We start from the raw sequence: 15,395 nt of genomic DNA on the forward strand, positions 1-15,395 counted from the left end.
AACCGGAACTAAGCGGATAAACTATGCTAAACAGTATATTACTCATTCTTTTATTGATCGCCGTGAGCGCCTTTTTCTCCCTGTCGGAGATCTCCCTGGCTGCCTCACGAAAAATCAAACTTAAACTTCTGGCGGATGACGGCAGTATTAATGCCCTTCGCGTGCTGAAACTCCAGGAAACACCCGGCATGTTCTTTACCGTGGTGCAGATTGGCCTGAACGCGGTGGCCATCCTCGGGGGTATTGTCGGTGACGCGGCCTTCTCGCCGGTATTTGAAACCTTCTTTATTCGTTTTATGTCGCCTGAGCTGGCTGAGCAAATCAGCTTCATCTGTTCCTTTGTGCTGGTTACCAGCTTATTCATCCTGTTTGCGGATTTAACCCCGAAGCGCATCGGTATGATTGCACCAGAGACGGTTGCCGTCCGGATCATCAACCCGATGCGTTTCTGCCTGGCGGTATTCCGCCCGCTGGTCTGGCTGTTTAACGGGCTGGCGAACTGTATTTTCCGTCTGTTTAAACTGCCGATGGTACGTAACGATGACATCACCTCTGATGACATCTACGCCGTGGTGGAAGCCGGCGCACTGGCCGGGGTGCTGCGTAAGCAGGAACATGAGCTGATTGAAAACGTGTTCGAGCTGGAATCGCGCACGGTGCCCTCCTCCATGACCTCGCGGGAAAGCGTGATCTTTTTCGACCTGCGGGAGAGTGAAGAGAGTATCAAGCAGAAGATCGCGACGCATCCGCACTCGAAGTTTCTGGTGTGCGATGGCCATATCGATCAGGTGGTGGGGTATGTGGACTCCAAAGATCTGCTGAACCGGGTGCTGGGTAACCAGAGCCTGATGCTGAGCAGCGGCGTTCAGATTCGCTCGGCGCTGATTGTGCCGGACACCCTGACGCTCTCCGAAGCGCTGGAGAGTTTCAAAACTGCCGGTGAAGATTTCGCGGTGATCCTGAACGAATATGCGCTGGTGGTCGGGATTATTACCCTGAATGACGTGATGACCACACTGATGGGTGACCTGGTCGGCCAGGGCATGGAAGAACAGATTGTGGCGCGTGATGAAAATTCCTGGCTGATCGAAGGCGGCACGCCCATCGATGACGTCATGCGCGTGCTGCACATCGACGAGTTCCCGCAGTCCGGCAACTATGAAACCATCGGCGGCTTTATGATGTTCATGCTGCGCAAGATCCCGAAACGTACCGACTTTGTGAAATTCTCCGGGTACAAATTCGAGGTGGTGGACATCGACAGTTATAAGATTGACCAGTTGCTGGTTACCCGCATCAGTGACAAGCCACTGACGCCGCTGCTGCCGAAAACGCCGGAAGAACTGGCGCGCGAGAAAAGCCTGTAACGGTTTCCCTCTGCCCCTTCGCTCAGCACAAACAATAATGGCCCCAATCGGGGCCATTATCTTTTATCCGGGTATGCTCTAAGGTACGGGGGTGTTACCTGACCAACGCGTTGACGCGCCCGTCATTACATCTCTGCCTGTAGGCTCATTACCTGGCGGTTAACTTCAGACATCACACTGAAGTGACGCTTATCGCGTACTTTCGGCAATAAAATTTTGCCGTTATCAAATTCAAATGCACCAACATCTTTGATGTAGATTCGACCACGAAACAGCGTTTTTACATATTTAGCCACTTTTAGCGGATTATAACGCTGAAAGATTCTCATTTCTTACTCTCTCCTTGCTGGGACCCGTTGTGTTCCTGCCAGATAAATAACCAGACTAGGGGCAGCTCTTCGAAACGAACACAACGTAATGGACTTTAAAAATAGTCGTTAGTTCTGAAATTGCCACTCTGTTTTGTTACTTTTACAGAATCTGACAGTAAATTGCATGTAATCAAACTGCTCTGAATACGTTGTACCGGTCTGGCGCCGGATACCTTGCCGGAAAGCGATCCTCGTCACGCTTACCAACAGGACAGACCACTGATTACAGCTTATGATGCGGCTTTCTACTATCAGAGCGCTCTTAAACCGATCGCATCGCCAAGGAGAAAGCATGTTCAAGCATAGTCTGCTGACTATAGTGTTAATGGCTTCATCATTTATCGCCTCCGCCCACAATTTTACAATTATGCAACCTGTTCCCCCGGTCTATGTCAGTGACAAAGGTGAACTGCTGCTTAACCACGGCACCTTCAGTTACCAGCGCTGGCAAAGTGCCGCATTGGCCGGGAAAGTCCGTGTTATCCAGCACATAGCAGGCCGTACTGCGGCTAAAGAGATAAACGCGCCACTGGTCGAGGCCATCAAGGCAGCCAATCTACCCGCCAAATATTACCAAACGACGACAATCGTCAATTCAGATGACGCGATCATCGGCACCGGTGCTTTTGTGCGCAGCAGCATTAAAGAGAGCAAAGAGAGTTTCCCGTGGTCACAGTTTGTGGTGGATGACCAGGGCGTGGTGCGAAAAGCGTGGGCATTGAAAGAGGCCAGCTCAGCCATCGTGGTGCTGGACACCGCCGGCAAGGTGCGGTTCGCCAAAGAGGGGGCGTTAACGGCGGCGGAGGTGCAGCAGGTAATCGCCCTGCTGCACCAGCTTATCCCGGCGGCTTAATAGAGTGAAACGCGGAAGCCGGGGTTAATAAAGGATTCGCGCGGGGTATAGCTCAATGTCTGGCCCTGCCAGTCATGCACCTGCGCCCCGGCGGCCAGCGCCACGGCGTGGCCGGCCGCGGTGTCCCAGATGGACGTCGGCCCGAAGCGCGGGTAAAGCTGCGCTTTCCCTTCGGCCACCAGGCAGAACTTCAGCGATGACCCGACAGCCACGGTCTGGTGCTCGCCCAGTTGCGCCAGATAGTCCTGCAATTCCTGGCTGCCGTGCGAACGGCTGACCACCACCAACGGCGGGCGCGCATCCCGCACCGCGATCTGCTCCCGGCGGCCGCCCTCTTCTTTCCAGGCTTTGCCGTCTGCCGCGGCGTACATCACGCCGGTAACCGGCACATACACCACGCCCAGCACCGGAATGCCATGTTCAATCAGCGCAATGTTCACGGTGAAGTCACCGTTGCGCTTGATGAACTCTTTGGTGCCGTCCAGTGGGTCAACCAGCCAGTAGCGGTCCCAGTGCCGGCGCACATCCCAGGCCGGGGGATCCTCTTCTGACAGCAGCGGGATATCGGGCGACAGCGCCGTCAGCCCGCGCTTAATCACCTGATGCGCGGCCAGATCGGCTGCCGTTACCGGCGAGTCATCTGTCTTGGTTTCAACATCAAGGGGCTTGTGGCCGTCATAGACCTCCATGATCGCCGCGCCCGCTTCCCGGGCCAGCTGACAAATTTTTTCCAGCATCCTCTACCTCTGCAATTTTGAACCTTATTAAGCAGACTAGTTATTTTTCCCCTGAAGATCTATAGCCGTGCCTGATGGATAACGCCCCCTGCCTGTAACAGGCCCGCCAGACGTGATTTCCTGCGCAGTTTTAAGGGCTTAAATTCGCCATACTTCACAGTTATTTGCGTCATCTGGTCATATTTACACGTTATTCTGCGAGCCCTGCCTGATAAATACCCAAGGAGAACGATCATGAGGAAAGGTTATTTTGCCCTGACGCTGCTGGCTGCCGCAGTCAGTACGCACGCCGCCACGGTGGATCTGCGCATCATGGAAACCAGCGATCTGCACAGCAACATGATGGATTTCGACTACTACAAGGATACGCCGACCGACAAGTTTGGCCTGGTGCGCACCGCGACCCTGATTGCGCAGGCACGCCAACAGGCCACCAACAGCGTGCTGGTGGATAACGGTGACCTGATCCAGGGCAGCCCCCTTGGGGATTATATGGCGGCCAACGGGCTGAAAGCCGGTGAGGTTCACCCGGTCTATCTGGCGATGAACACGCTGGGTTATTCGGTGGGGAATATCGGCAACCATGAATTCAACTACGGGCTGGACTACCTCAAGCGCGCCCTGGCCGGGGCCAAATTCCCCTATGTGAACGCCAACCTTATTGATGTGGCGACCGGCAAACCGCTGCTCTCCCCTTACCTGATTGAGAAAAAAGAGGTCAAAGACCGGGACGGCAACACCCACACATTGAATATCGGCTACATCGGCTTTGTGCCGCCGCAGGTAATGGTCTGGGATAAAGCCAACCTGCAGGGTAAAGTCACGGTGGATGACATCACTGAAACCGCGAAAAAGTGGGTGCCGGAGATGCGTAAAGCCGGGGCGGATATCGTGGTCGCGATCCCGCACTCCGGGCTATCCAGCGAGCCGTATAAGGCGCTGGCGGAAAATTCGGTCTACTACCTCAGCCAGGTGCCGGGTATCGACGCGATCATGTTTGGCCATGCGCACGCCGTGTTCCCCAGCGACGATTTCGCGGCGATCAAAGGCGCGGATATCAAACAGGGGACGCTGAACGGTATCCCGGCGGTGATGCCCGGCCAGTGGGGCGATCACCTCGGTATTGTCGACCTGCAACTCACGAACGATCAGGGGACATGGCAAGTCGCGCAGGCGCGGGCCGAAGCACGGCCAATCTTTGATAAAGCGGCGAAAAAATCCCTCGCCGCCGAAGATGCCAACCTGGTCGGGGTGCTGAGTGACGCCCACAAAGGCACGCGGGCGTTTGTCAGTAAACCGGTGGGCAAAGCCAGTGACAGCATGTACAGCTATCTGGCGCTGGTGCAGGACGACCCAACCGTGCAGATTGTGAATAATGCCCAGGCGGCCTATACCCGCCATTATATCCAGGGTGATCCGAACCTGGCGGACCTGCCGGTGCTCTCGGCAGCGGCGCCGTTCAAAGTGGGTGGCCGGAAAAACGATCCGGCAAGTTATGTCGAGGTAGAAAAAGGGGAACTGACCTTCCGCAACGCCGCCGATCTCTATCTCTACCCCAATACGCTGGCGGTGCTGAAAGTCACCGGCCAGGATGTCAAGGAGTGGCTGGAGTGCTCAGCCGGGCAATTTAACCAGATCGATCCGCACAACAGCCAGCCGCAGCCGCTTATCAACTGGGACGGTTTCCGCACTTATAATTTTGATGTGATTGATGGCGTGAACTACCAGATCGATGTTACCCAACCGGCGCGTTATGACGGCGAATGCACGCTGGTCAACCGCAACGCCAGCCGCATCCGCGACCTGACCTACCAGGGAAAACCGGTCGACCCGAAAGCGACCTTCCTGGTGGCGACCAATAATTACCGCGCGTACGGCGGTAAATTTGCCGGCACCGGTGACGCGCATATCGCCTTTGCCTCACCCGATGAGAACCGCGCAGTGCTGTCGGCCTATATCAGTGCGGAAACCCGTGAGCATGGCGAGGTAAAACCTCAGGCTGACAATAACTGGCAACTGGCACCGATTGCGGGCACCCAGCCGCTGGATATCCGCTTTGAAACTTCCCCCAACGCCAAAGCGGCCGCGTTTATCCAACAAAAAGCGCGTTACCCGATGGTGTTGAAAGGCCAGGATGAGATCGGCTTTGCGCTGTACAGCCTCGATCTCCGCCCGCGCTGAATTACCGGCGGCAAGGTTTCAGGCGACATCAGGCAATAAAAGCAGGGCAATAAAAAAGGCAGGGCCGGAAAACCGGCTCTGCCTTTCTGTTTATCTATAACGCACACATGAAACGGGGAAAAAAATTACAGAATTTCCAGCAGCTCAACGTCAAAGATCAACGCGCTGTACGGCGGGATCGACGCACCGGCACCACGCTCGCCATAGGCCAGGTTGTGCGGGATGTAGAGCTGCCATTTGGAGCCGACCGGCATCAGGGTCAGCGCTTCGATCCAGCCTGGGATCACGCCGCTGACTGGGAATTCTGCCGGCTGGCCGCGTTCTACGGAGCTGTCGAACACATCGCCATTGATCAGGCGGCCGGTGTAATGCACACGGACATGGTCCTGACGGCCTGGGATCGGGCCGTCGCCTTGCTGCATGACGGAGAATTGCAGGCCGGACTCGGTGCGGGTCACGTCATCACGTTCCGCATTTTTTTCGAGGAACGCCTGTCCCTCAACGGCCATCGCCTGCTGCTGCTCGCGGCGCACGGCGTCTGCACGCTCATGCACGGTGCGCAGGGCGCGGTGCAGAACGTCAACCGGAACCGCCGGGGCGTTCCCTTCGAGCGCATCGCGCAAACCTGCGGCCAGAGCTTCCGGCAGCAATCCTTCCAGGCCGGACTCCTGCAATTGCTGGCCAACCTGTAAACCGATGCCGTAACTTGCCTGCGCTTCCACGCTGTCATAAGAAGGGGTTGTCATGCATTTTCCTCAAATCGATAAAAAGTCGAAGGCAAAGCATAACAGCGCAACAGTTTGCGGTAAAATCTTGCATCAGGGAGGATGACATTTGTTACTGAAACAGAAACAATACCGCTCCGGGAAATACCTGATTTACCAATCCGCTTAGTTCCCTGCTGTCTCTTTCTGCCTCAAGCAGTTATCAGACTATACTCAACAGGTAATATTGGGCTGCATAACGCCGCCTCCCAATCATTACGCCGGTACTTTTGTTTGCCCGTTGCGGCAAACCGCGTTGTAAGAGAGGTTGTCATGGGCAGAATCGCGCCCAGGAGAAGGAAAACCCCCCAGGTCAATGTATCCCTGCGACACCTGTGGACCACGCTGAAATCTAAATGGCCGCAGCGCGCCGGGCAGGATACTGCGCCCGACGATCAGCCGCCCCCGCCTGCCGCACGTACCAGGCGCAGCGCCTCCTGGTTACCCTCCCGGTTATCGTCGTCCTGGTTAACCACGGCCTGGCAATCCCCGGCCCGCCTGCACTGGATGGACCCGTTGCCGCTGCCGCACCGCCGCGGTATTTTGCTGGCGGCACTGGTGATACTGCTGGCCATCCTCTGGCCCAACACCTCGCCGCGCTACCCGGTTGAGCAGGCTGACAGCCAGAACACGCGGGACATTCCGTTACAGGCGAATTTGCAGGGCAACACCGGGCGCCCTGCCACGGCAGAGAATGTCCGGGGCTGGCAAACTTACCAGATCCAACCCGGCCAGACGCTGGCCCAGCTCTTCCGCGACAATGATTTGATGGTGAATGATGTGTTTGCCATGGCGCAGGCAGAGGGCGATGACAAGCCGCTGAGTAACCTGCAAGCCGGCCAGCAGGTCAGGATACAGCGTAATGCGCAGGGTGTGGTGACGGCGCTGGAGATTGAAACCAGCACGAGCATGGTGCGGTTTGTCCGGCAGCCGGATGGCAGCTACCGCCGCGTGGGGTAACACGCCCGTTCATTACTCCCTTCTTCTTTTTCCCTTTCGCTCAAAAGCAAAACGCCGGCACAAGGCCGGCGTTTCACAAGCAGCGGAGTAAAACTTACTCTGCTACTACAACGATGTTCAGCTGAGCGAACACATCGCTGTGTACCTGGAAGTGCACTTCGTGCTCACCCACAGTACGCAGGACGCCGTTCGGCAGGCGAACTTCGCTCTTAGCTACTTCAACACCAGCAGCAGTGACCGCATCAGCGATGTCACGGGTACCGATGGAACCGAACAGTTTGCCTTCGTCGCCAGATTTAGACGCGATGGTAACAGAGCCCAGCTCGTTGATTTTAGCAGCGCGCGCTTCAGCAGCAGACAGAACGTCAGCCAGTTTGGCTTCCAGCTCTGCACGGCGTGCTTCGAAGAACTCAACGTTTTTCTTGGTAGCCGGGACAGCTTTGCCCTGCGGTACCAGGAAGTTACGAGCGTAGCCCGCTTTCACGTTAACCTGGTCACCCAGGCTGCCGAGATTTGCTACTTTATCAAGCAGAATAACTTGCATTACCTTATCCTCTCAAAGTCGTTAATGGACAGTGGCCGATTACTGATGACGATCAGTGTACGGCAACAAAGACAGGTAGCGTGCGCGCTTGATAGCACGGGCCAGCTGACGCTGGTATTTTGCACGGGTACCGGTGATACGGCTCGGAACGATCTTGCCGCTCTCGGTGATGTAGTTTTTCAGCGTAGCGATGTCTTTATAATCGATCTCTACAACGCCTTCCGCGGTGAAACGGCAGAACTTGCGACGACGGAAATAACGTGCCATTTGGCTAGTCTCCAGAATCTATCAATTCAATCTGCTCGGCATGCAGCACCATTTTGTTCAGCCCATTGCGCCCCTGAAGGCTGCTGATGAAACCTGACACGGTAATCTGACTGCCGACCGTTAATCTGTGAGTTAATGCTTGTAGTGGGTGTCCGCTGGCGACCACGGGCATTCTGCACCATGCCACCCTGCTGAATCCGGCTTCCTGCTGCTGCGAGCGGTGCTCAAGCACAAACTGGCAGTGCGGTATTCCGGACGGACTGACTTTTCGCGTAGGTGTCTTGCACACTGTGCCGGTTAACACCAGGCGATTGGCCATCACCGCAATTACTCTTCAGAATCCCCAGCATCAGCATCATCAGAGGTTTCGTTGGCGAAATCTTCACGGCGATCACGACGCTCGTCTTTCGCTTTAACCATCGGGGATGCTTCGGTAACCGCGTGCTTAGTACGCATTACCATGCTACGGATAACGGCGTCGTTGAAGCGGAAGTTAGTTTCCAGCTCATCGATCACTTCCTGCGAAGCTTCAACGTTCATCAGAACGTAGTGGGCTTTGTGCAGTTTGTTGATCGGGTAAGCCAGTTGACGGCGGCCCCAGTCTTCCAGACGGTGGATCGTGCCTTCAGCAGCGGTGATAGCACCGGTGTAACGCTCGATCATGCCTGGAACCTGTTCGCTTTGGTCAGGATGGACCATAAAAACGATTTCGTAATGACGCATCGAATTGCTCCTTACGGATTATTCAGCCTCCTGTCCGGGTCAACCGCGGCCCATGGAGGCAAGGAACGTGTTTGTGTGCGGCTGAAAAATGACGCGCAATTATAGGGGGGCAGGCAGGGAAACACAAGGTATGAATCACAGGGAATGCACATTTTACGGGCAGGGCTGACACATCAGAAAAATTGCATGGTAAACCGCATTAACAGAGTTGAGCGCCAAAAAAAAGCGGCAAAAGCTGCAATTTTGATCAATTTTATTGAACATATCGTTCAATAAAAGCTTATTTATTAGCAAAGCAGGTTGATTACAATAGCCTCAGAGAAACAGTATCAGGACATAAACGAAGCGATGTGTTTCCTCGCCCAGCGGTGCCTGAACGTCACACACCTATGCTGGCAGTAAAAAATGCAGTACCAGGGAATACCAAAAAAATAATATGTGCGTTAACGCCTGCTTACCAGCCCCCGTCATGGGGGCTTTTTCATGGGTGCCGTTCAGCCCAGATGCCGGGTGAAAAAGGTGGTGCAGGCTTGCAGGGCCGCAGGGGTTATCTTGTGCCCAATCTGCGGTTCGGTGAGATACGTCAGGTGTTGCGCCTGCCCCGCCTGCTGCAATGCCTGCGCAAGGCGGGCGCTTTCCTCCGCCGGGACCAGATCGTCCGCTTCGCCATGCCAGAGCAGCAGCGGCCGGTTGCCGAGCCTGTCCAGCGCGGCGCTCACGTCATACGCCTCCAGGAAGGCGAGCCGCTGTGCCAGTGCCTCCCCTTCCAGCGGGCGGCCCGCCTGTTGCGGCACGAATAACCGGCGCGACAGCGAATGAAAGTACGCCGAGCCCATAAAACTGGCGGCCGCATCAATCCACGGGTAACGCCCCAGCGCGCCCAGCGTGGTCATGCCGCCCATTGATGCCCCACACACCGCGACCTTTCCGTCAATCAACAGGCCGCGCTGCCGGTATGCCGCACGCAGGCCCGGCAGCTCATCAATATTGCTGCGTAAAATCTCCCAGAAGTGCGACAGCCGCTCCCCGGCATTGCCGTTATCCCGGGCGCCATGCATCAAGGCGTCCGGCATGATCACCCGGAACCCCGCCTGGGCCAGCGCATAACCAAAGTAGGCGTATACCTCTTTGGATGAGGTAAAGCCGTGATAGAAGAATATCGTCGGCAAGGCGTGCTCCTGTTTCCCGGCCGGTGCCGCATGGATGACCTGAATGCCGTTTATCTCTTCCTGAAACATTTCAATCATGCCGCCTCTCTCCTGTTAAATACGGTGTCTGTACGCTTGAATTCACACCTTAAATAAGATTTCCATGATCTAAGTCAAAGAAAACACCTTATTACACTTTATGCCTAAATTTTCTGCCGTTTTTGCCGTTATTGCCATCACCTTTTCTAACCCAAGAGATGACAAAAATGACGGGATTTTCTTTCCGACAATGGGGCCTGGGCGTCAAGCTTTCTGTGCTGGCCTCGCTTACCGTGGCTGCCCTGTTTCTGCTGTTTACCCTGTCGCTGACCCGCACTGCGGGTGAGCAGATGAGAGCCTTAACGCTGGAAGACATGAGCAGCCAGGTTCAGGGCGTTGAAGACATGATAACCATGTACGATTCGAGCCTGAAAGCAGAAGTCAGCAGCTATACCCAACTGTTTACCAGCTTTATGTCCCCGGCGTTCAGCCTGCAAACCACCGGTGACCAGACCGTGCTGAAAGCGGGTGACAGCGTCCTCAATGACAATACCGCCATTCCTGATGATTTCTTTGCCCGGACCGGGGCGATCTCCACCCTGTTTATGCGCCAGGGTGATGACTTTATCCGTATCACCACCTCGCTGAAAAAAGAGGACGGTTCACGTGCCAGTGGGACCAAACTCGATCGCCAGAGTGCGGCCTATCGCGCCGTGATGGCCGGTAACGTCTATAAGGGCCTGGCCACCCTGTTCGGCAAGAAATTCATCACCCAGTACCAGCCGGTCAAAGATCAGGCCGGAAAAATCATCGGCATCGCCTTTGTGGGCGTCGATATCACCCCACAGTTTGCCGAGATGCGCCGTACCATCCTGAGCAAAAAGATTGGTAAGAGCGGCTATTTCTTTGTGCTGGATGCCGGCCAGGGTAACAGCCGGGGCCAATACCTGTTCCACCCGCGGGCTGAGGGCCAGACGCCAGGCTGGGATGCCGGGGTGCGTGATCAGGTGCTGGGCACGCCGCACGGCACGCTGGAGTACCAGGACAGCAGCCTGCAGGCAGGCAGCGGCACGCAGGTGATGGTCTATAAAGCGCTGCCGGCCTGGGGCTGGGTGCTTGCGGGCACAGCGGATGAAGATGAGATCATGGCGCACATCACCCACAGCCGGAACCTGTTCCTGGGGATTGGCGTTGTACTGGTGGGCCTGTTTGCCGTGCTGTTTATGCTGGTGACCCGCAACTGGCTGAGCCGCCCGCTGGAAGAGGTGGTGAAAGTGGCGGAGCAGTATGCAGAGGGCAACCTGAGCGCCAGCCTGAGCACCACCCGGCAGGATGAAGTGGGCCGGATGATGACCGCGATGGACGGCATCGGCCGTGGTCTGGCGCGGATTGTATTGCAGGTGCGTGAGGCCGCGGTGGAGATTAACCACAGCACCGCCTCGCTGGCCGCAGACAGTGAAAACATCACCGGCCAGATCTCCCGCCAGGCCAGCAGCCTGGAAGAAACCTCCGCCAGCATGGAGCAGTTGACCGCGACCGTGCAGCAGAATGCGGACAACGTTTCAGAAGCGATGAAACTGGTGCGCCAGACGGAAAGCGCTGCCCAGTCCGGCGGCGAGGCGGTGACCTCCGCAGTCTCGACCATGAGCGACATCAAAGCCGCCTCCCAGCGTATTGCCGACATCACCAGCGTCATCGAGTCCATTGCTTTCCAGACCAACATTCTGGCGCTGAATGCGGCGGTAGAAGCGGCACGGGCCGGTGAGCATGGCAAAGGCTTTGCCGTGGTGGCCGCAGAAGTGCGCGCCCTGGCACAACGTAGCGCCAAATCGGTGAAAGAGATCGAAACGCTGATCGCTGAATCCCTGGACAAGGTCGAGCAGGGGAACCGCATCTCGGTGCAGACCCACGAGGCGATGAATGACATCCTCAGCCGGGTACAGCAGGTGCGGATGATCGTCAGTGACATCGACGTGGCCTCGCATGAGCAGTCTGCCGGCATTGGCCAGGTAAACATTGCCATTGTGCAGATCGGGCAGGCGACACAAGAGAACGCCATACTGGTCAGCAGCTCGGAAGAAACCGCGGCCGCGCTGAACCAGAAAGGGCAGCACCTGAAGAAGCTGGTCAGCATGTTCCGGCTTGATTAAAAAAACGGCACGCTCACCCCTCACGGCGATCCGCGCTACACTAAACACAGATGCTGTGAGGAGGAAAGAGATGACGTTTTCGCGTTTACTAACCGGGATTTTACTGGCGGGTACTCTGAGCGGTTGCAGTACCTTTCATGATACGCCTAAGCCGCCGCCACCGGCGACAGCGGCTGCGCAGGAAGTGACGCGCGCCCAGGTGGATTCCCTGCAAAAAATGGGGACCATTTCGGTGACGGAGCGCGGCAGCCCGATGGATGCCGCCAGGGCATTGCAGAAAAAAGCGGATGCCAGCGGTGCCCGTTACTACCTGGTGCTGATGAATGATGAAACGATTATTCCCGGCACCTGGTACTCGCAGGCCATTCTCTATCGCTGACCGGCTGATCCGCACCAGCGGGCATACCCGCCTGCCGGTGTCATCAGGTGATGAGGAGATAAATCATGAAAGCGTTGCCGATATTAATACCCTGCTGTTTAGCCCTGGGGCTGCTGGCCCAGAATGCCCAGGCCGCGGAAGCGGTTTCCGCGGCGAAGGCTGCTCAACTGACGCCCATCGGGTCAGTGTATCTGCAAGGCGTGCCGGGCAGCCCGCAACAGGTTGATACGCTGGTCGCCCGGCAAGCCACCGCCAAAGGCGCAGCCTACTACCGGATTCATTCCGTGCAGGAGAGCCAGAGCAAAAGCAACTGGCACGCCACAGCCACCCTCTACCGCTGAGCAGCGGCGTCCCTGCCGGGGCACCTTCGGGTGCCCTTTTTTATCCGGCGCCGGTAGCCCGGTTGAGCAGATCGGTGCAGAGGCTCTCCGGCAACGTACTGTCACCCCGGTGGTCAAACGCCATGCGGCACCAGGCTTCCGCCCGCGGCGGGGCAGCATGGCGCAGTAATTCCGCCCCACTGCACAGCATGAACAGCTGGCGGGTAATCTGCCTTGCCTGCGCTTCCGCCGGTTTTTGCAGCTGCTGGCTCAGTTGCCGCCAGCTACGGTCAAACAGCCGGTTCTGGCCGCGCACCTCATACATTTCCTGGTGTAACATCTCCAGCGCGCCGGGCATTTTATGCAGCGTACGCAGAACATCCAGACACATGACGTTGCCCGACCCTTCCCAGATGCTGTTGACCGGCGCTTCGCGATAGAGGCGCGGCAATTCGCTCTCCTCGCAATACCCGATTCCGCCCAGCACCTCCATCGCCTCAGCCACAAACGAGCTGCCGTGGTGGCATACCGCATACTTGGCCGCCGGGGTCATCAGCCGGGAGAACGCGAAGTGGTGCGCATCCCCGCGCAGCTCCCAGGCTTGCGCCAGCCGGAACAGCAGCGCGGTCTGCCCCTCCAGCCTTAAGGCCAGCCGCGCCAGTACCTGCCGCATCAACGGCTGTTCCACCAGCACTTTCCCGAATGCCTGCCGCTGAAACGCGTGGTAAAGCGCGACCGATAACGCCCGGCGCATCAGGGCATGGCTGCCGAGCGCGCAGTCAAAACGGGTATGTCCGCCCATCGTCAGGATCTGGCGGATGCCGTCGCCCTCCTCGCCCACCAGCCAGCCAGCGGCGTCCTGGAATTCGGCCTCACTGCTGGCATTGGAACGGTTGCCGAGTTTCTCTTTCAGCCGCTCCAGCCGGATGGCGTTACGCGTGCCGTCCGGCAGCAGGCGCGGCAGGAAGAAGCAGGATAACCCGCCCTCCGCCTGCGCCAGCACCAGATGCGCGTCACTTTGCGGCACGGAGAAAAACCATTTATGCCCTATCAGCCGGTAACACTCCCCCGGCCCGCGTGCACCGTCCGGCCGGGCGCGAGTGGTATTGCTCAGCACATCGGAACCGCCCTGCTTCTCTGTCATCCCCATGCCGATCAGCAGGCCGCGTTTCTGGCTGCCCGGCTGGCTGTGGGTGTCATAGCGATCGGAGAGCAGGCCCGGCAGCCAGTCGCGGAACGCCGCGGGCAGTGCGCGTTGCAGCAGCGGTATGGCGCCAAACGTCATGGTGACCGGGCAGAGCGTACCCGATTCCACCTGTCCATGCAGAATAAAGCGCGCGGCACGGGCGGCTACGCTGCCGATGCGCGCCTCATCCTGCCACGGCAGGTTATGCACCCGGTTCGCAATCAGCCCCTGCATCAGCAGGTGCCAGGCGGGGTGAAAACGCACGTCGTCCAGCCGCTGGCCGGCGGCGTCGTAACGCAGCAGTTCCGGCGGGTTGGCATTCGCCAGCCTGCCCAGCTCCAGGGATTCGGCACTGCCGAGTTGCTGGCCCACAGAGGCCAGAAGGTCTGCGTCCCAGTGGGCCTGCGCCCGGCTCACGGCCTCGCGCAGCGGCGTATCAGACAGGAACAGGTTACTGTTTCCCAGTGGCTTGGGCTGATTAAAGACGGTATGGGTTTGCCAGCTCATAACACTCCTCAGATGAATCACCACAGACAGATGCATCAGGCCGGAAAGGCGGATCAAAACAGAAGTAAGTATGGCTATTTTGCGGGGCGGTGCCGCAGAGGCGATCACAAAGACGGGAGGAAAGAGCCGGGGCAGGACGCCCCGGTTCAGGGTCAGGCTTTTGCGCTGCGCTGACGCACGATTTCAAACAGGCAGACGCCGGTTGCCACCGAGACATTCAGGGAAGAGACGGAACCTGCCATCGGGATGCTGATCAGTTCGTCACAGTGTTCACGGGTGAGGCGACGCATCCCCTCACCTTCCGCGCCCATCACCAGCGCTATCGGGCCGGTCATTTTGCTTTGGTAAACGTTGTGATCGGCCTCACCGGCGGTGCCGACGATCCAGACATTGCTCTCCTGCAGTAAACGCAGGGTACGCGCCAGGTTGGTCACGCGGATCAACGGCACGGTTTCTGCCGCCCCGCTGGCGACTTTTTTCGCCGTGGCGTTCAGCGCGGCAGAACGGTCACGCGGCACAATCACCGCATGGACGCCCGCCGCATCCGCGGTACGCAGGCAGGCACCGAGGTTGTGCGGATCGGTCACGCCATCCAGCACCAGCAGCAGCGGGTTTTCCACGCTCTCCAGCAGCCCTGGGAGATCGTTCTCCTGGTACTGGCGGCCTTCACGTACACGCGCCACGATGCCCTGATGCACCGCACCTTCCACTTTTTCATCCAGCCATTGCCGGTTTGCCACCTGGATCACAATACCGGTGGCTTCCAGTTCAGCAATCAGCGGCTGGAGGCGGCGGTCGTCACGCCCTTTCAGGATAAAGACTTCCAGAAAACGTTGCGGGTCGCGCTCCAGCAGGGCCTGGACGGCATGAATGCCGTAAATAATTTCGCTCATGATGCT

Annotated in this window: 17 protein-coding genes; 7 read left to right on the forward strand and 10 right to left on the reverse strand. The window is 57.6% G+C overall.

The window, feature by feature from the left end; all coding sequences use genetic code 11:
- Nucleotides 1-23 precede the first annotated feature (23 nt).
- Complete coding sequence (paeA, locus tag CYR52_RS06100) at nucleotides 24-1,367, forward strand: polyamine export protein PaeA (protein ID WP_072927063.1); 1,344 nt, start codon at nucleotides 24-26, stop codon at nucleotides 1,365-1,367.
- Between the two features lie 125 nt (nucleotides 1,368-1,492).
- Here the strand turns inward: paeA and CYR52_RS06105 are convergent, their stop codons facing one another.
- Nucleotides 1,493-1,696 (reverse strand): DUF1107 domain-containing protein, encoded by a 204-nt coding sequence (locus CYR52_RS06105; RefSeq protein WP_072927062.1) that lies wholly within the window; start codon nucleotides 1,694-1,696, stop codon nucleotides 1,493-1,495.
- 334 nt (nucleotides 1,697-2,030) lie between these two features.
- Here CYR52_RS06105 and CYR52_RS06110 point away from each other — a divergent pair, with 334 nt between their 5' ends.
- Complete coding sequence (locus CYR52_RS06110) at nucleotides 2,031-2,591, forward strand: YtfJ family protein (RefSeq protein ID WP_101828193.1); 561 nt, start codon at nucleotides 2,031-2,033, stop codon at nucleotides 2,589-2,591.
- On the opposite strand, the gene cysQ is transcribed toward CYR52_RS06110, so the two are convergent.
- Nucleotides 2,588-3,328, reverse strand: a complete 741-nt coding sequence (gene cysQ, locus CYR52_RS06115; RefSeq protein ID WP_072927058.1) for a 3'(2'),5'-bisphosphate nucleotidase CysQ — start codon at nucleotides 3,326-3,328, stop codon at nucleotides 2,588-2,590. The genes CYR52_RS06110 and cysQ overlap by 4 nt on opposite strands.
- Before the next feature lie 234 nt (nucleotides 3,329-3,562).
- Here cysQ and CYR52_RS06120 point away from each other — a divergent pair, with 234 nt between their 5' ends.
- A complete protein-coding gene (locus CYR52_RS06120; protein ID WP_101828194.1) occupies nucleotides 3,563-5,509 on the forward strand; it encodes a bifunctional 2',3'-cyclic-nucleotide 2'-phosphodiesterase/3'-nucleotidase in 1,947 nt (648 codons plus the stop codon).
- A 125-nt stretch (nucleotides 5,510-5,634) separates the two neighbouring features.
- Here CYR52_RS06120 and CYR52_RS06125 read toward each other — a convergent pair whose 3' ends face one another.
- Nucleotides 5,635-6,255, reverse strand: a complete 621-nt coding sequence (locus CYR52_RS06125; RefSeq protein ID WP_072927054.1) for a BamJ family beta-barrel-assembly machinery protein — start codon at nucleotides 6,253-6,255, stop codon at nucleotides 5,635-5,637.
- Between the two features lie 291 nt (nucleotides 6,256-6,546).
- Between CYR52_RS06125 and CYR52_RS06130 the strand changes: the two genes are divergently transcribed.
- Entirely contained in the window at nucleotides 6,547-7,233 is a 687-nt protein-coding gene (locus CYR52_RS06130) for a LysM-like peptidoglycan-binding domain-containing protein (protein ID WP_101828195.1), read from the forward strand.
- Nucleotides 7,234-7,327: 94 nt separating this feature from the next.
- On the opposite strand, the gene rplI is transcribed toward CYR52_RS06130, so the two are convergent.
- The 5 genes from rplI to yjfP form a co-directional block, all read right to left on the reverse strand.
- On the reverse strand, nucleotides 7,328-7,777 hold the full coding sequence (rplI, locus tag CYR52_RS06135; protein WP_072927050.1) for a 50S ribosomal protein L9: 450 nt from the start codon (nucleotides 7,775-7,777) through the stop codon (nucleotides 7,328-7,330).
- Between the two features lie 39 nt (nucleotides 7,778-7,816).
- On the reverse strand, nucleotides 7,817-8,044 hold the full coding sequence (rpsR, locus tag CYR52_RS06140; protein WP_005974788.1) for a 30S ribosomal protein S18: 228 nt from the start codon (nucleotides 8,042-8,044) through the stop codon (nucleotides 7,817-7,819).
- Nucleotides 8,045-8,048: 4 nt separating this feature from the next.
- Nucleotides 8,049-8,366, reverse strand: coding sequence for a primosomal replication protein N (gene priB / locus CYR52_RS06145; RefSeq protein ID WP_165698493.1), 318 nt, complete (start codon nucleotides 8,364-8,366; stop codon nucleotides 8,049-8,051).
- 5 nt (nucleotides 8,367-8,371) lie between these two features.
- A complete protein-coding gene (gene rpsF / locus CYR52_RS06150) occupies nucleotides 8,372-8,767 on the reverse strand; it encodes a 30S ribosomal protein S6 (protein ID WP_072927046.1) in 396 nt (131 codons plus the stop codon).
- A 494-nt stretch (nucleotides 8,768-9,261) separates the two neighbouring features.
- The gene (gene yjfP / locus CYR52_RS06155) at nucleotides 9,262-10,014 is read right to left on the reverse strand and encodes an esterase (protein ID WP_072927044.1); all 753 of its coding nucleotides are present in this window, start codon (nucleotides 10,012-10,014) and stop codon (nucleotides 9,262-9,264) included.
- A 167-nt stretch (nucleotides 10,015-10,181) separates the two neighbouring features.
- On the opposite strand from yjfP, the gene CYR52_RS06160 reads away from it, so the two are divergent.
- From CYR52_RS06160 to CYR52_RS06170, 3 genes are all read left to right on the forward strand, one after another.
- On the forward strand, nucleotides 10,182-12,104 hold the full coding sequence (locus tag CYR52_RS06160; RefSeq protein ID WP_072927042.1) for a methyl-accepting chemotaxis protein: 1,923 nt from the start codon (nucleotides 10,182-10,184) through the stop codon (nucleotides 12,102-12,104).
- A gap of 70 nt (nucleotides 12,105-12,174) precedes the next feature.
- Complete coding sequence (gene bsmA, locus CYR52_RS06165; RefSeq protein ID WP_072927041.1) at nucleotides 12,175-12,483, forward strand: biofilm peroxide resistance protein BsmA; 309 nt, start codon at nucleotides 12,175-12,177, stop codon at nucleotides 12,481-12,483.
- 65 nt (nucleotides 12,484-12,548) lie between these two features.
- On the forward strand, nucleotides 12,549-12,824 hold the full coding sequence (locus CYR52_RS06170; RefSeq protein WP_072927039.1) for a YdgH/BhsA/McbA family protein: 276 nt from the start codon (nucleotides 12,549-12,551) through the stop codon (nucleotides 12,822-12,824).
- Nucleotides 12,825-12,864: 40 nt separating this feature from the next.
- Here CYR52_RS06170 and CYR52_RS06175 read toward each other — a convergent pair whose 3' ends face one another.
- Nucleotides 12,865-14,496 carry an isovaleryl-CoA dehydrogenase gene (locus CYR52_RS06175; RefSeq protein WP_165699070.1) on the reverse strand — a complete coding sequence of 544 codons (1,632 nt, stop codon included), beginning with the start codon at nucleotides 14,494-14,496 and terminating at the stop codon, nucleotides 12,865-12,867.
- Between the two features lie 152 nt (nucleotides 14,497-14,648).
- Entirely contained in the window at nucleotides 14,649-15,389 is a 741-nt protein-coding gene (gene rlmB / locus CYR52_RS06180; RefSeq protein ID WP_101828196.1) for a 23S rRNA (guanosine(2251)-2'-O)-methyltransferase RlmB, read from the reverse strand.
- Between the last annotated feature and the right edge of the window lie 6 nt (nucleotides 15,390-15,395).

This window comes from Chimaeribacter arupi (genome assembly GCF_002858805.1).
Taxonomy (GTDB): Bacteria; Pseudomonadota; Gammaproteobacteria; order Enterobacterales; family Enterobacteriaceae; genus Chimaeribacter; species Chimaeribacter arupi.

What these genes read in the sequence shown, in the direction of transcription:
- bsmA (WP_072927041.1), top strand. Translation starts at nt 12,175, where the DNA reads ATGACGTTTTCGCGTTTACTAACCGGGATTTTACTGGCGGGTACTCTG.
- rplI (WP_072927050.1), bottom strand. Translation starts at nt 7,777, where the DNA reads ATGCAAGTTATTCTGCTTGATAAAGTAGCAAATCTCGGCAGCCTGGGT.
- paeA (WP_072927063.1), top strand. Translation starts at nt 24, where the DNA reads ATGCTAAACAGTATATTACTCATTCTTTTATTGATCGCCGTGAGCGCC.
- CYR52_RS06170 (WP_072927039.1), top strand. Translation starts at nt 12,549, where the DNA reads ATGAAAGCGTTGCCGATATTAATACCCTGCTGTTTAGCCCTGGGGCTG.
- CYR52_RS06105 (WP_072927062.1), bottom strand. Translation starts at nt 1,696, where the DNA reads ATGAGAATCTTTCAGCGTTATAATCCGCTAAAAGTGGCTAAATATGTA.
- rlmB (WP_101828196.1), bottom strand. Translation starts at nt 15,389, where the DNA reads ATGAGCGAAATTATTTACGGCATTCATGCCGTCCAGGCCCTGCTGGAG.
- yjfP (WP_072927044.1), bottom strand. Translation starts at nt 10,014, where the DNA reads ATGATTGAAATGTTTCAGGAAGAGATAAACGGCATTCAGGTCATCCAT.
- cysQ (WP_072927058.1), bottom strand. Translation starts at nt 3,328, where the DNA reads ATGCTGGAAAAAATTTGTCAGCTGGCCCGGGAAGCGGGCGCGGCGATC.
- CYR52_RS06160 (WP_072927042.1), top strand. Translation starts at nt 10,182, where the DNA reads ATGACGGGATTTTCTTTCCGACAATGGGGCCTGGGCGTCAAGCTTTCT.
- CYR52_RS06120 (WP_101828194.1), top strand. Translation starts at nt 3,563, where the DNA reads ATGAGGAAAGGTTATTTTGCCCTGACGCTGCTGGCTGCCGCAGTCAGT.
- rpsF (WP_072927046.1), bottom strand. Translation starts at nt 8,767, where the DNA reads ATGCGTCATTACGAAATCGTTTTTATGGTCCATCCTGACCAAAGCGAA.
- rpsR (WP_005974788.1), bottom strand. Translation starts at nt 8,044, where the DNA reads ATGGCACGTTATTTCCGTCGTCGCAAGTTCTGCCGTTTCACCGCGGAA.
- CYR52_RS06130 (WP_101828195.1), top strand. Translation starts at nt 6,547, where the DNA reads ATGGGCAGAATCGCGCCCAGGAGAAGGAAAACCCCCCAGGTCAATGTA.
- CYR52_RS06110 (WP_101828193.1), top strand. Translation starts at nt 2,031, where the DNA reads ATGTTCAAGCATAGTCTGCTGACTATAGTGTTAATGGCTTCATCATTT.
- CYR52_RS06125 (WP_072927054.1), bottom strand. Translation starts at nt 6,255, where the DNA reads ATGACAACCCCTTCTTATGACAGCGTGGAAGCGCAGGCAAGTTACGGC.
- CYR52_RS06175 (WP_165699070.1), bottom strand. Translation starts at nt 14,496, where the DNA reads ATGAGCTGGCAAACCCATACCGTCTTTAATCAGCCCAAGCCACTGGGA.